This is a genomic window from Sphingobium sp. MI1205 (genome assembly GCF_001563285.1).
Lineage (GTDB): Bacteria > Pseudomonadota > Alphaproteobacteria > Sphingomonadales > Sphingomonadaceae > Sphingobium.
On the sequence record NZ_CP005188.1, the window covers coordinates 67,501 to 81,678 of the forward strand.

Genomic DNA, 14,178 nt, shown 5'->3' on the forward strand with positions numbered 1-14,178 from the left:
TGCCTACAAGCAGTGGGAGGGTCCTTGAGACCTGACCGCGTACCTCTTGCATAATGGGTCTGTGACTTAGTGTATCATGCAAGCTTAAGCCGTTAGGTGTAGGCGCAGCGAAAGCGAGTCTGAACAGGGCGACAGAGTATGATGCATTAGACCCGAAACCCGGCGATCTATGCATGACCAGGTTGAAGGTGCGGTAACACGCACTGGAGGACCGAACCGTTTAATGTTGAAAAATTATCGGATGAGTTGTGCTTAGGGGTGAAAGGCCAATCAAGCCGGGAAATAGCTGGTTCTCCGCGAAATCTATTGAGGTAGAGCGTCGGATGATTGCCGTTGGGGGTAGAGCACTGGATGGATGCGGGGGTCGCGAGATCTACCAACTCTAACCAAACTCCGAATACCAACGAGTCTAGTCCGGCAGACAGACGGCGGGTGCTAAGGTCCGTCGTCAAAAGGGAAACAGCCCTAACCTACAGCTAAGGTCCCCAAGTCATCACTAAGTGGGAAAGCATGTGGGATTTCCAAAACAACCAGGAGGTTGGCTTAGAAGCAGCCATCCTTTAAAGAAAGCGTAACAGCTCACTGGTCTAAATAAGAGATCCTGCGGCGAAGATGTAACGGGGCTAAAGTGATGCACCGAAGCTTAGGGTGTGCAGTTTACTGCACGCGGTAGCGGAGCGTTCCGTAGGCCGTTGAAGCGATCTGGTAATGGGTCGTGGAGGTATCGGAAGTGCGAATGCAGACATGAGTAGCGATTAACAGTGTGAGATGCACTGTCGCCGAAATTCCAAGGGTTCCTGCTTAAAGCTAATCTGAGCAGGGTAAGCCGGCCCCTAAGACGAGCCCGAAGGGGGTAGTCGATGGGAACCACGTTAATATTCGTGGGCCTGGAGGTGTGTGACGGATGGCGTAACTTGTCTGGCCTTATTGGATTGGTCCAGGCAGGGAAGTTGTCCCAGGAAATAGCCCCTCCGTATAGACCGTACCCTAAACCGACACAGGTGGAATGGTAGAGTATACCAAGGCGTTTGAGAGAAGTATCCTGAAGGAACTCGGCAAATTGCCTCCGTACCTTCGGAAGAAGGAGGCCCCACATCAAGGCAACTTTTTGTGGGGGGCACAGGCCAGGGGGTAGCGACTGTTTAGCAAAAACACAGGGCTCTGCTAAGTCGGCTTCAAGACGACGTATAGGGCCTGACGCCTGCCCGGTGCCTGAAGGTTAAGAGGAGGTGTGCAAGCACTGAATTGAAGCCCAGGTAAACGGCGGCCGTAACTATAACGGTCCTAAGGTAGCGAAATTCCTTGTCGGGTAAGTTCCGACCTGCACGAATGGCGTAACGACTTCCCCACTGTCTCCAGGATATGCTCAGCGAAATTGAATTCTCCGTGAAGATGCGGAGTACCCGCGGTTAGACGGAAAGACCCCGTGCACCTTTACTGCAGCTTCAGAGTGGCATTAGGAAAGAACTGTGTAGCATAGGTGGGAGGCTTTGAAGCCAGGTCGCCAGATCTGGTGGAGCCATAGGTGAAATACCACCCTGTTGTTTTCTGATGTCTAACCTCGCACCGTTATCCGGTGCAGGGACCCTCTGTGGCGGGTAGTTTGACTGGGGCGGTCGCCTCCTAAAGAGTAACGGAGGCGCGCGATGGTGGGCTCAGGACGGTTGGAAACCGTCTGTTAGAGTGCAATGGCATAAGCCCGCCTGACTGCGAGACTGACAAGTCGAGCAGAGACGAAAGTCGGTCATAGTGATCCGGTGGTCCCTCGTGGAAGGGCCATCGCTCAACGGATAAAAGGTACGCCGGGGATAACAGGCTGATGATTCCCAAGAGCTCATATCGACGGAATCGTTTGGCACCTCGATGTCGGCTCATCACATCCTGGGGCTGGAGCAGGTCCCAAGGGTTTGGCTGTTCGCCAATTAAAGTGGTACGTGAGCTGGGTTCAGAACGTCGCGAGACAGTTTGGTCCCTATCTGCCGTGGGCGTCGAAATTTGAGAGGAGTTGACCCTAGTACGAGAGGACCGGGTTGAACATACCTCTGGTGTACCTGTCGTCCTGCCAAGGGCGCAGCAGGGTAGCTATGTATGGACGGGATAACCGCTGAAAGCATCTAAGCGGGAAGCCTCCCTCAAGATAAGATTTCTTCGAGCGGTCGTAGACCACGACCTTGATAGGCCGGATGTAGAAGTGTGGTAACATATGGAGCTAACCGGTCCTAATTGCTCTGATCGCGCCTGAGAGTCCCACCATCAATGACAATGCTGGACACAGCATCAGTCATTGAGCGTGGTGATCACCTCAAGCCAGATACAAGTACAAACATGCGTGCACGGCATCGATTAACAACCCAAAGCGCAAGCTTCATTGCTTGGTGACCATAGCGTCTGTGACCCACCCGATCCCATCCCGAACTCGGCCGTGAAACCAGTCTGCGCCGATGGTACTGTGGCTCAAGCCCCGGAAGAGTAGGGCGTCGCCAGGCATTGAAGCTTGCGCTTTGAAACAACAAACCCATTCACATCTCAAAAAAAGGGCGGCCCATAAAGCCGCCCTTTTGCGCTTCAAGGGAAAAACCGGACACCCGGTCCCTCAAAGCACAATATCGGTGACGCGGGATGGAGCAGCCCGGTAGCTCGTCAGGCTCATAACCTGAAGGTCGCAGGTTCAAATCCTGCTCCCGCAACCAATACCCAGACCGAAAACGCCGCCCTCATGGGCGGCGTTTTCGTTTGCTGACAATGCGGCCCAAAATCACGGACGGTGGCCCATCCAAATCCTTGTCGTCGGACTCTACCCAAAGCTGGAGAGCAGCACGAGCTTCGATCGATCCATTGTCTCCGATCAGCTGTTCATGCAGCCGGATACGATTTCGATGAGTTGATTGCCTGGCCCAATTCCAGTTCAAGCCTCTCAACAACCTGCTGAACCTTTGGCAAAAGATGGCGGCGCTGCGGATAAACAGCCCAGATCGTCTCATTTTCCGGCTGGAACTTCTCCAATATCAACGTCACCATGCCATGATCCAGATAGGACAGAACATAGAAATGAGGCAGCTGGCAAATGCCGAAGCCCGATACGCACGCGTGGATGACGGCCTGTCCGCTGTTGCAGCGAAAGCGGCCCTTGGGATGGTGAACCACGTCCTGGCCGGCGGCATTGAAATGCCAGGAGCCGCTGGTCCCCGCGATACACTCATGCTGTGCGAGATCCTCTATGCTGACGGGAAGTCCCGTGCGCGCAGGGTAGCTGGACGGGGGCAATGATTTCCTCTGTTTCCTGCAATATTCTCTGGCAGCGTTCATAGAAGACGTGGCCTGTGTCGGTCAGCTGGACGATGTGGGTCGTACGATGGAAAGGCTGCGCCTGCACCCGCCATTCCAGCGCCTGGATGACGCGGCTGACATGAGTGGGGGACTTGCCGATCGCCCTGGCGCCTTTTGTAAAGGAGCTGGCGCTCGCGACGGCCATGAACTCGTCAAGCCCCTACCACTGCGACATGATTTATCCCAATTGTGACATAATGGTTTACGAAAATAGCTTATTATCAGCTGGCAGCGATCAGGCTGCTGGGATTAGTAATAAAAATAGGGAGAGAGGGTGTGTTGAAGGCGCTCTACATCTGCATGAACAGCTTGCGGGAGATGTTCGCCTGTGCCGCAGATTCCTGCTATCTGCGACCCGCTTCTGATCGACAGCCAATGACTTGAGGAAATCTCATAAATGAAGACGCGCGCAGCCGTTGCCTTTGAAGCAAAGAAGCCCCTGGAAATCGTGGAAGTCGATCTGGAAGGCCCCAAGGCTGGCGAAGTGCTGGTCGAAATCATGGCGACCGGCATCTGCCATACTGACGCTTATACGCTCGACGGCTTCGACAGCGAAGGCATTTTCCCGTCGATCCTGGGGCATGAAGGGGCGGGGATCGTCCGTGAAGTTGGTCCGGGCGTGACTTCGGTGAAGCCTGGCGACCATGTCATTCCACTCTACACCCCCGAATGTCGGCAGTGCAAAAGCTGCCTGTCGGGCAAGACCAACCTGTGCACGGCCATCCGCGCGACCCAGGGGAAAGGGTTGATGCCTGACGGCACCACCCGCTTCTCCTACAAGGGACAGCCGATCTTCCACTATATGGGCTGCTCGACCTTTTCCAACTTCACCGTGCTGCCGGAGATCGCGGTAGCGAAGATCCGGGAAGACGCGCCCTTCGACAAGAGTTGCTACATTGGTTGCGGCGTCACCACCGGCGTGGGCGCAGTTGTCAAGACCGCGAAGGTGACGCCCGGTTCAAACGTCATCATATTCGGGCTTGGCGGCATTGGCCTCAACGTCATTCAGGGCGCAAAGCTGGCGGGTGCCGACATGATCATCGGCGTCGATATCAATGGCTCCAAGGAAGAATGGGGTCGCCGCTTCGGGATGACCCATTTCGTTAACCCGGGGAAGGTTGATGGCGACCTCGTCCAGCATCTGGTCGAACTGACCGGCGGCGGCGCCGACTATACGTTTGACTGCACCGGCAATACGAACGTCATGCGTACGGCGCTGGAAGCCTGTCATCGGGGTTGGGGCGAAAGCATCATCATCGGCGTCGCCGAAGCGGGCAAGGAAATCTCTACCCGGCCGTTCCAGCTTGTCACCGGCCGCGTATGGAAAGGCAGCGCCTTTGGCGGTGCGAAGGGGCGCACGGATGTTCCAAAGATCGTCGATTGGTACATGAACGGCAAGATCGAGATTGACCCGATGATCACCCATGTGCTGACCCTGGAGGAGATCAACAAGGGGTTCGACCTGATGCATGCCGGCGAAAGCATACGCAGCGTCGTAGTGTTCTGATCCGCCCGTCCTTTCAGGGGCGATCAGCAGCAGCAGGCAATCGCCCCGACCAGAATATGCCCGGCTGACGTCTCGCAGCTTGGCGAAAGGGAACGTCATCAACACAACAGCAGTGCATTCCCGCTGGGCAGGCCCAATTTCGAACGAGATGGAGGATGGAATGGCAGTGATATCTGGTGACGGCCTATTTTCGCACACCTGTCTTGGCGCGAGAGACCTTGCTGCATCAGCCGCATTTTATGACGCCGCGCTGGCTCCGCTGGGTGTACGGAATATGTCCGTTCGGTGATAGCATAACACTGCATGGCAAGGACCAGCCCACCCTGCTGGTGCTGCGTCCCGGCAATGGCGAAGCGCCGTCGAGCGATGGCGTGACCGTTGGATTTGCCGCGAGCAGTCCGGCCGAAGCCGATGTTTTCCATGCCGTGGGTCTCGGCGCTGGCGGCCGGGACGAAGGTGCCGCTGGCCCACGCGCGCATCTGCCCCGCGCCTATGCCGCCTATCTGCGCGACCCTGCGGGCAACAAGGTCTGCGCCTACGCCTTTGTGGACGGCAACTGACGGATGATTGTGGAACAGGTCAGCGCCAATCGCGCATTTGGTGGGCTGCAGGGCGTATACAGGCACGCCTCCTCATCCACGGGCACGGACATGACCTTTGCGGTCTACGTACCTCCGCATGAGCAAGGCCAGATCCTGCCGGTCGTCTGGTATCTTTCGGGGCTGACCTGCACCCATGCAAATGTCATGGAAAAGGGCGAGTACCGGCGGGCGTGCGCAGAGCTGGGATTGATCCTGGTCGCGCCCGACACATCGCCCCGCGGTGAAGATGTTCCGGACGATCCCGATGGCGCCTATGACCTTGGCCTTGGCGCTGGCTTCTATGTCGATGCGCGTGAGGAGCCGTTTGCCCGCCACTACCGCATGTGGTCCTACATCACGGAGGAATTGCCCGCGGTCGTGGCTGCGAACTTTCCGGCGGATATGGGCCGGCAGTCGATCATGGGCCATTCCATGGGCGGCCACGGTGCCCTGACGATCGCTCTGCGCAATCCGGGACGTTTCAAGGCCGTCAGTGCCTTTGCGCCGATCGTCGCTCCCTCGCAGGTGCCTTGGGGTCGCAAAGCCCTGGCCGCGTATCTTGGGGATGATCGTGCCGCGTGGCGCCAGCATGATGCCGTTGCGTTGATCGAGGATGGCGCGCGTGTTCCCGACCTTCTTGTGGACCAAGGCGAAGCCGACCAGTTTCTGGAGGCACAACTGCGACCCGAATATCTGCGCGCCGCCTGCAACGCCGCTGGCATCAACCTGTCGCTCAACATGCGCGAGGGTTACGACCATAGCTATTATTTCATTTCCACGTTCATGGCCGATCATCTGCGCTGGCATGCGGAACGGCTCACCCAGGGAGCGCGGTGATGGTGCAGATCACGGTTGTCGATCGCGCGGGCACGGAAGGACGATTGTCGGCCAAGCTGGCATGTCGCTGATCAGCTCGTCGTAATGGTAGCTTCGGGACCTGTCTGTGATCGTGCCCCTTTCCCTGATCTTGTCGAGCAAGCCGAGCCGCCGATAGGCGCGGAGCGCTGGTCCCGTAATCGTGATGCCCGCGACATCGAAGCCACCCGACGGCTTTGGGATCTCTCCATTCAGGTCACAGGGGTCAATCCGGGCCTGTCCGCTAGCTGACCCGTTATGCCCGAGCGCGGCCAAGGGAAGGCAAGCGTGAGGAATTGCCTTCCCCGATCGCTATCAGCGCAAGGCGATCATGGAAATCTGTCGTCCATAGCTCGGCTCGCCGCGGTGGCAGGCGCGGCGATAACTGAAGAAGCGCTCAGGCTGGCTATAGGTGTCCTGATCGAGCATTTCGATCCGCTCGACACCCGCACCAGCAAGGCGGGCGGCCACATAGGCAGCGATGTCGAACTGGCAATGGCCCTCTCGCCCTGCCGTGAAAAAGCGGCTGTTCTCGCCATCCTGCTCTTCAAAGTTGCGCGCGAAATCCAGCGTCACTTCATAAGAGGCGCGGCCGATACAGGGCCCGATTGCAGCGGCGATCCGATCGCGGTGGGCGCCCAGTTTCTCCATCGCGGCGACCGATCGGTCCGTCACGCCGGCCATCGCTCCTTTCCAGCCAGCATGCGCGGCGCCCACTACCCCCGCTTCGCGATCCGCGAGGAGGACAGGAACGCAGTCCGCAGTCAAAATGCCAAGGATCAAGCCTGGCCGGTCTGTCACCATTGCGTCGGCGGCAGGGCGATCTGCTTCGGCGATGGGGCCGGTCACCGTGACCACATCTGGCGAATGGACCTGCCGCACAGTCACCAGGGTCGCGCCGGGAAGCAGCGCGTCCCGCGCAAGGTCGCGGTTGCGCAGGATGGCGTCGCGTTCGTCTTCAGACCCCAGCCCTACATTCAACCCTGCATGCACGCCCGTAGATACTCCGCCCCCGCGGCCCGCAAAACCATGCAGCACATCCTGCAGGCTGGCGGCACGCAGCAGTTCGACCATCAAGGGCTCCTTCGGACAAGTGTGGCAATGACCGCGCAACATACTTGCGCGCGCCATATTAAGCGATAGTCTCCACTCCCATAATGTTGGGGAACGGCCAATGCGTCGTTCGGGCAAAAGACATCAAAGATAAAGGGCTCCACGCATGATTTTCGGGCGCATCAAGCCTTTGGACGCCATATTGGCCACGGCGGAGAAAAAATCGCTGACCCGCACATTGGGGCCGGTACAGCTGACTCTTCTGGGTATCGGGGCTGTCATAGGCACCGGCATTTTCGTATTGACCGCCGCCGCCGCGCAAAAGGCTGGCCCGGGCATGATGTGGAGCTTTGTGATCGCGGGCGCGGTATGTGCCTTTGCCGCGCTCTGCTATTCCGAACTTGCGTCGATGGTGCCGGTTTCCGGTTCTGCCTATACTTACACCTATGCGGTCGTCGGCGAGCTGCTTGCCTGGATGGTTGGGTGGGCGCTGATCCTGGAATATGCCGTCGCCGCCAGCGCGGTTTCGGTCGGATGGTCCGGCTATTTCATGGGACTGATGAAAAGTCTTACTGGATTTGAGCTGCCACAGGCGCTGGCTGCCGGGCCAACGTGGACCATGAACGGCTTCATTCCCCACGCCGATTTTTCCCATGGCGTCGTCAACATCCCCGCGATCGTGGTGGCTCTTGCCGTGACGGCTTTGCTGGTTCTCGGCACGACCGAAAGCGCGCGGGTCAATGCCGTACTGGTCGCGATCAAGGTGGCCGCGCTGACCGCCTTTATCGCCTTGACGCTCCCCGTACTCGACACCGGTAATTTCTCGCCCTTCACACCCAATGGCTGGTTCGGGCCGGAAGGCACGAGCGGGATGGGGGTCGTTGGCGCTGCTGCCTCGATCTTTTTTGCCTATGTCGGCTTTGATGCCGTGTCCACGGCGGCGGAAGAAACCAAGAACCCGCAGCGCAACGTGCCCATTGGCCTGATCGGCAGCCTTGTGATCTGCACCATCTTCTACCTGCTGGTGGCAGCCGGTGCGATCGGTGCGATCGGCGCGCAGCCAGTTCTGGGCCTGGACGGATCGGTCGTCGCGCCCGGCTCGAAGGGTTTCGTCGACGCCTGCGCCACCGCGGCCCATGCTGGGGATCTGGTCTGCTCCAACGAGGCGCTGGCTCATGTCCTGCGTGCGATCAACTGGACGGTCGTGGGTAATGCTCTTGGGCTAGCCGCCAATCTGGCTCTGCCATCGGTCATCCTGATGATGATGTTCGGCCAGACCCGCATCTTCTTCGTGATGGCGCGCGATGGCCTGCTGCCCGAAAAGCTCGCCAGCATCCATCCCCGTTTCAAGACGCCGCACATCGTGACCATGGTGACCGGCGTGTTCGTGGCGATCGGCGCTGCGTTGCTGCCCGTCGGCCAGTTGGCGGACATTTCCAATTCGGGCACGCTTTTCGCTTTCTTCATGGTGTCGATCGCGGTGCTGGTATTGCGCGTGCGCGATCCCAATCGTCCTCGCCCCTTCCGCACCCCGATGGTTTGGGTCATTGCGCCGACGGCTGGTTTGGGCTGTCTGTTCCTGTTCTTCAACCTGCCCGTCGATGCGCAGATGGTGCTTCCGCTGTGGGGCGGGGTGGGGCTGCTGCTCTATTTCCTCTATGGCTATCACAAGAGCCATGTGGCGCGTGGCGTCGTTGAAACGCATGAACAGGATCCCGGCATTCCTCCCCAGCCCGTGCCGCCCATGCCCGGCGCGCACACGCCGGGTGGCCACGACGCCTGACGACTTGGAAAGGCGGTGGAGCGATCCACCGCCTTTTCTTCAATGGGGCGTATCAAATTCCGCTTGCCGCAGGGCGTCATGCCGGGGGCGGGTGAACAGCTTGCCTCTTTCGGCGAACAGTACGATCAGTAACGCCGCGCTGCCGAATATCAGCATGCCCAGGGCCAAAGGCAGGGTGGTGCCGTCGAACGCGCGCCCCACCACGCTGCCCAATGCGCTGGAAACCGCCGTCGTCAGAAAGGCTTGAAAGGACGAAGCCGCGCCCGCGCCCTTGGCGAAGGGTTCCATCGAGATCGCGCCGAAGTTGGAGGCCGTGAAGGCCACCGCCATCATCGTCGCTGACTGAAAGAACATGAAGGTGAATATCGTCTCCTGCCCGGTGACGATCACGGCCACATGGATGAAGCCGATCAAGATCATCGACAGCACGGCGCCCTGGCTCAGCCGCCGCGCGCCAAAGCGCGACACCAGCCGGCTGTTCAGCAGGCTGCCGACGCCCATGCTGCCAGCCATCACCGCGAACGCGATCGGAAAGATGGTCTGTGCATGGAAAATGTCGAAGAATATCTGCTGCACCGACAGGATGAAGCCGATCAGCCCGCTCATCATCATGCCGCTGGCAAGCATATAGCTCGCCGCGCTGCGATGGGTGATCACCGCGCCCATGGTGCGGAAAATGGTCGAAGCGTCCATCCGCAACCGGTTCTCCAGCCGCAATGTTTCCGGCATGCGCACGATCATCCACAGCAGGATCAAAGCCGCCTGGATTGCCAGGACCCAGAAGATCCATCGCCATGGCGCGAACCATAATATGACCTGGCCGAAGCTGGGCGCCATCACCGGGATCAGCATGAACACGGCGAGGATCAGCGACATGACCTTGGCCATCGCATCGCCCTTGAACCGATCGCGGATGATCCCGACGGCGATCACCCGGCTCGCGCCTGCAAAAAAGCCCGCCAGGAAACGACCCGTCAACAGCATGGGAAAGCTTTGCGCCGCCGCGCAGCCGATGGTGGACACAATGAACAACGCAAGGGCGCTCCCCAGCACAGGCTTGCGTCCGAAGCGGTCAGACAGGATCCCGAACAGCAGGGAACCGATGCCCAGGCCCAGAAAATAGATGCTTATGATGAGCTGCCGGTCATTGGCTACCTTGATCGCCAGATCGCGGCCAATGTCCGGCAGCGCAGGCAGCATGGGGTCGGTGGACAGCGCATTCATGGCCATCAGGCAGGCGCTCAACACCACAAATTCGCGGAAGCCGATGTCCTTTACCGTTTGTGCGGGGGCGACCGAGGAAGGAAGGTTGGTCATCGGGCGGCTATGGGGAGAATCCATCCCGTATGCCAGTCATAGATCGGACGATCCGTCGTATTAACCGTGCTGACCGCGCTTTTATGCGGCCTTCCTTTCGCAACGGCGAATATGCGTTAACCATTTTTTATCGCCTGCCGGTGCACCGTGGCGCCTGTCGAAAACCATTATGTCGAAGTCCATAGAGGGGATTCGGTCGTGGCGAACAGTTTGAAGAGCGCACAATTTCTGATGGAAAGCCGCCTGTCGAGCACAGGACGGGAGTCGGCGGAGGCCTGTTTTGACCTCGGCGTCGCCTATAGCTGCGGCACCGGTGGCAAGCCGGTTGACCTTATCGAAGCGCACAAATGGTTCAACCTTGCGGCCCTGCGCGGCAGCGAGGAAGGGCAGGCGATGCGGGCGGAGATTGCCGAAGAGATGACCGCGCGCGAAATCGCGGAAGCCCAGCGGCAGGCCCGCGCGTGGATCGCATCGACCCAGCTGCGCGCCGCCTGAATTTCACCCGCCCTTGCGAAAGGGCGCGCGTTCGGAAAGCCAGATGCGGTCGCGCTGAACGCCTGTTCGCTCCGCCGCCAGAAAATCCGCCACCGCCCGCCGGAAAGATGGATTGGGCAGGAAATGCGCGGAATAGGTGGGTTCAGGCCCATAGCCCCGCGCCAGCTTGTGACTGCCCTGCGCGCCAGCCTCTACCCGCGACAGGCCGCGCGCGATGGCTACATCGATCGCCTGATAATAGCATAGTTCGAAATGCAGATTGGGTACGTCCTCAACGCAGCCCCAGTAGCGGCCATAGAGGGCATCCGCTCCCATCAGGTTCAGCGCCCCGGCGATCGGCCTGCCCTGCCTGTTCGCCAGCATCAGCAGCACGCGATCGGCCATGCTTTCGCCCAGCATCGAAAAGAAGGATCGGGTAAGATAGGGCCGTCCCCACTTCCGCGACCCGGTATCCTGATAGAATTGCCAGAAGGCGTCCCAGTGCGTTTCATCGAGATCACTGCCTGTCAGATGGACGATTTCCAACCCCTCTACAGCCCGCGCCCGCTCCTTGCGGATATTTTTCCGTTTGGCGCTGGATAATGTCGCGAGAAAATCGTCGAAATCCTTATAGCCGCGATTGACCCAGTGAAACTGGCTGTCTTCCCGGATCAGCCAACCCGCCGCCTCGAAAAGCGGCACCTGGCCCGGCTCGATGAAAGTTGCGTGGGCGGACGACAAATCGTTCTGCTCGATGAGCGTCTCTATGCCCGCGATCAGCGCCGGGGCGAGCGCCTGATCGCGCAGCAACAGGCGGGGGCCGGGAACCGGCGAAAAGGGGGCGGCTAGTTGAATCTTGGGATAATATTGCCCCCCGGCGCGCTCCCATGCATCGGCCCAACCATGATCGAACACATATTCGCCATGGCTATGCGTTTTGCCATAGAGCGGAGCGGCGGCGGCAACCTGCCCATCGGCGTTGTCGATCAACAGCGGCAAGGGCTGCCATCCGGTGCCGGGGCCGACGCTGCCTGATCGCTCCAGCGCGGTCAGAAAATCCCAGCTCATGAACGGATTGCCGGTCCCGGCGCAGGCATCCCACTGATCACGCGGCACATCCGCCACGCCCCCGGCCACCCGCGCCACGCATTCAGTCACGCGCGATCTCGAATATGATCTGATCGGCGTGCGCCGCCGCAGTGGCGCGATCATCCTGCGTGCGGACGGTCCATGTCAGCACGGCCATGCCCCGGTCGCGCGCTGCTTTTGAAAAGGGAGAAGGAAGGTCGCGGATGTCACAGGCGATAAAATCGGGTTTCGCCACCCAAAGTGCAAGGCCACGGCGAGCCGCGCCGCGCCAGCCCTGGGAGCCCTGTTCCGTTACGACCAGCCCTCGCAAGGTTCCCGGCATGCACCGTGCGAACCAGCGCATGGCGACGGGGTTGAAGGACATGACTGCCGCCAGGGCGGTGGGATGGCGCGCCAGATCGCGGGCGACGGCGGCGCAGAGCGGACCGACATGGCGACCCGTCACCTTGAGTTCGATCAGCAGCGGCACGGTCGATCCGCATAATTGCAGTAGTGCACCCAGCCGGGGAATGTAACTGCCGTCGGTCAGCGGTATCTGGTCCAGCTTTTCCGCCGAAAAATTCGAAAGCTGCCCGTCAGCACCGGTCATTCGCAGCAGCGCAGCATCATGAAAGACCATCGCCACGCCATCGCGACTGGGCCGAACGTCGCATTCGATGCCATAGCCTTGCGCGGCGGCGGCGCGAAAGGCGACCAAGCCATTTTCGCTGATCCCCGGCCCATGCAACCCGCGATGGGCGAAGGGCCGGGCGGTCAGGAAGGAAAGGTCAGGCCGCGGGCCGGACAAGGACAACCGCGTCGATCTCAACCGCCGCGCCAAGCGGCAGTACGGAGACGCCGACCGCGCTGCGCGTATGCTTGCCCGCCTCGCCGAATATCTCGACCATCAGTTCGGACGCGCCGTTGGCGACCTTAGGCTGGTCGGTGAAGTCGGGCGCGCTGCAAATGAATGCGCCCAGCTTCACGATCCGTTCGACCCGATCGAGACTGCCGAGCGCGGCTTTCATCTGGGCGACTAGATTCAGCCCGCAGGCGCGTGCCGCCTCGACGCCAAAGTCCAGATCCCGATCTTCGCCAAGGCGGCCCGTCATCAACTGGCCATCGGACAGCGAAATCTGGCCGGAGATATGCAGCAGGCCGTTGACCTCTATGGTCGCAACATAGGCGGCCACGGGTGCGGCGGCCTGCGGCAGGGTGATGCCGAGTTCGGCGATGCGGGCTTCAATACTCATGCAGTGGCTCCATCGGAGAGATCAAGGTTTGAAGGGGCGGGGCCTTCACCTATGCGCGCGGCTATCCATGCTTCGGCGGATGCCCAATCATCGATACGGGCATGGGCGAACGGGGCGGCGTCGATTTCTCCCGCGATCTCCGGCTCGCCGACCATGTGCAGTCGCCATATGCCCGGCGCATGCTGTGCGACCGATTGATGATGTTCGGCCAGATCGTCGATGAAAAGGGCGACAGGCGGACGGCGTTCTTCCACGATCGCTGCGAGCGGCTGTCCCTTCGGTCCATGGTTCCAATGAACCGGGAAATCCAGCCCGTGAGCCGCCAGCTGTTCTACGCGCTGCTCATGGTGACGCTCGCCAATATTGGTCAGCACCACAATGTCGGCGATGCGCGACAGCCGCGCTATCGCCTCCACTGCGCCCGATATCGGCTTTTGCCGGTGCATTTCCGTGTCGAAAAACCCGACCAGCAGCTGCCAAACCAGCTCGCGCTCCAGCGGGATGCCGCTGTCCTTGTGACGCAGCGCTTCGGCAAAGCCGCGCTCGCGCATGTCGAAATGGACGTCATGATGCTCGTCCAGCCATTCGCGGAAGGGCACGACCATGTGCAGCAGCACCTCGTCGCAATCCGTGATGATCAAGGGCCGACTCATCGGCCTAACTCCCGTCTGGCAGCGATCAGCGCCGCCGGTTCGATGCCCAGCGCATCGGCGCAGGCGATCAGGTCCGGCTCGTGATCCGCCAGGAATTCGAGCACCGCCCTCAACACTGCCCGGTTGCCGATCCCGGCCCGCAGCGCGTCGGCGTCGAGGCCCGTCAGCGCCAGCAGCCGCTCGGCCCGCCGCTCATCATTCAGGGTCCAGGCCAGCGCCATCAGCGCCAGCGTGCCAGCTTCTTCACCATCGGCCGGGGCTTGCTGCTTGCCATCGGGATTTTCGGGACGCATGATTGATTCTCGGC

At 60.2% G+C, this 14,178-nt stretch carries 14 protein-coding genes, 1 tRNA gene and 2 rRNA genes (1 of these 17 only partly in view); 8 read left to right on the forward strand and 9 right to left on the reverse strand.

The features are described from left to right. The 3 genes from K663_RS00340 to K663_RS00350 form a co-directional block, all read left to right on the forward strand. Positions 1-2,243: ribosomal RNA gene (locus K663_RS00340) — 23S ribosomal RNA — on the forward strand; it begins 552 nt to the left of the window's first position. A gap of 128 nt (positions 2,244-2,371) precedes the next feature. Continuing rightward, positions 2,372-2,486, forward strand: a 5S ribosomal RNA gene (gene rrf / locus K663_RS00345). Positions 2,487-2,613: 127 nt separating this feature from the next. Next, a tRNA-Met gene (locus K663_RS00350) sits at positions 2,614-2,690 on the forward strand. Positions 2,691-2,853: 163 nt separating this feature from the next. Here the strand turns inward: K663_RS00350 and K663_RS24730 are convergent. Further along, positions 2,854-3,264 (reverse strand): LysR substrate-binding domain-containing protein, encoded by a 411-nt coding sequence (locus K663_RS24730; RefSeq protein WP_062112683.1) that lies wholly within the window; start codon positions 3,262-3,264, stop codon positions 2,854-2,856. Then, a complete protein-coding gene (locus K663_RS24735) occupies positions 3,197-3,472 on the reverse strand; it encodes a LysR family transcriptional regulator (protein WP_235589472.1) in 276 nt (91 codons plus the stop codon). The genes K663_RS24730 and K663_RS24735 overlap by 68 nt, the downstream gene beginning before the upstream one ends. A gap of 252 nt (positions 3,473-3,724) precedes the next feature. Here K663_RS24735 and K663_RS00360 point away from each other — a divergent pair, with 252 nt between their 5' ends. The 3 genes from K663_RS00360 (at position 3,725) to fghA (ending at position 6,252) form a co-directional block, all read left to right on the forward strand. After that, positions 3,725-4,834, forward strand: coding sequence for an S-(hydroxymethyl)glutathione dehydrogenase/class III alcohol dehydrogenase (locus K663_RS00360; protein WP_062112686.1), 1,110 nt, complete (start codon positions 3,725-3,727; stop codon positions 4,832-4,834). Between the two features lie 176 nt (positions 4,835-5,010). Then, positions 5,011-5,394, forward strand: a complete 384-nt coding sequence (locus K663_RS00365; RefSeq protein ID WP_443018980.1) for a VOC family protein — start codon at positions 5,011-5,013, stop codon at positions 5,392-5,394. Between the two features lie 9 nt (positions 5,395-5,403). Next, on the forward strand, positions 5,404-6,252 hold the full coding sequence (fghA, locus tag K663_RS00370) for an S-formylglutathione hydrolase (RefSeq protein ID WP_062120052.1): 849 nt from the start codon (positions 5,404-5,406) through the stop codon (positions 6,250-6,252). A gap of 333 nt (positions 6,253-6,585) precedes the next feature. On the opposite strand, the gene pgeF is transcribed toward fghA, so the two are convergent. Next, positions 6,586-7,344 (reverse strand): peptidoglycan editing factor PgeF, encoded by a 759-nt coding sequence (gene pgeF, locus K663_RS00380; RefSeq protein WP_062112693.1) that lies wholly within the window; start codon positions 7,342-7,344, stop codon positions 6,586-6,588. A 145-nt stretch (positions 7,345-7,489) separates the two neighbouring features. Here pgeF and K663_RS00385 point away from each other — a divergent pair, with 145 nt between their 5' ends. After that, positions 7,490-9,106: an amino acid permease gene (locus K663_RS00385; protein WP_062112696.1), complete on the forward strand. Its 1,617-nt coding sequence runs from the start codon at positions 7,490-7,492 to the stop codon at positions 9,104-9,106. A 39-nt stretch (positions 9,107-9,145) separates the two neighbouring features. Here the strand turns inward: K663_RS00385 and K663_RS00390 are convergent, their stop codons facing one another. After that, positions 9,146-10,423, reverse strand: a complete 1,278-nt coding sequence (locus K663_RS00390; RefSeq protein ID WP_062112699.1) for a multidrug effflux MFS transporter — start codon at positions 10,421-10,423, stop codon at positions 9,146-9,148. Positions 10,424-10,621: 198 nt separating this feature from the next. Here K663_RS00390 and K663_RS00395 point away from each other — a divergent pair, with 198 nt between their 5' ends. Continuing rightward, positions 10,622-10,918, forward strand: a complete 297-nt coding sequence (locus K663_RS00395; protein WP_062120054.1) for an SEL1-like repeat protein — start codon at positions 10,622-10,624, stop codon at positions 10,916-10,918. Between the two features lie 3 nt (positions 10,919-10,921). Here K663_RS00395 and K663_RS00400 read toward each other — a convergent pair whose 3' ends face one another. Genes K663_RS00400 through K663_RS00420 form a run of 5 tightly spaced genes read right to left on the reverse strand, consistent with a single transcriptional unit; the run spans position 10,922 to position 14,164 of the window. Beyond that, a complete protein-coding gene (locus K663_RS00400; protein ID WP_062112703.1) occupies positions 10,922-12,055 on the reverse strand; it encodes a GNAT family N-acetyltransferase in 1,134 nt (377 codons plus the stop codon). Further along, entirely contained in the window at positions 12,048-12,773 is a 726-nt protein-coding gene (locus K663_RS00405) for a glycerophosphodiester phosphodiesterase family protein (RefSeq protein WP_083535783.1), read from the reverse strand. Before K663_RS00405 ends, K663_RS00400 begins: the two co-directional genes overlap by 8 nt. Beyond that, positions 12,754-13,218, reverse strand: coding sequence for a RidA family protein (locus K663_RS00410; RefSeq protein WP_062112707.1), 465 nt, complete (start codon positions 13,216-13,218; stop codon positions 12,754-12,756). Before K663_RS00410 ends, K663_RS00405 begins: the two co-directional genes overlap by 20 nt. Further along, entirely contained in the window at positions 13,215-13,871 is a 657-nt protein-coding gene (locus K663_RS00415; RefSeq protein WP_062112711.1) for a hypothetical protein, read from the reverse strand. The genes K663_RS00410 and K663_RS00415 overlap by 4 nt, the downstream gene beginning before the upstream one ends. Then, entirely contained in the window at positions 13,868-14,164 is a 297-nt protein-coding gene (locus K663_RS00420) for a DUF3572 domain-containing protein (protein ID WP_062112714.1), read from the reverse strand. Before K663_RS00420 ends, K663_RS00415 begins: the two co-directional genes overlap by 4 nt. Positions 14,165-14,178 lie beyond the last annotated feature (14 nt).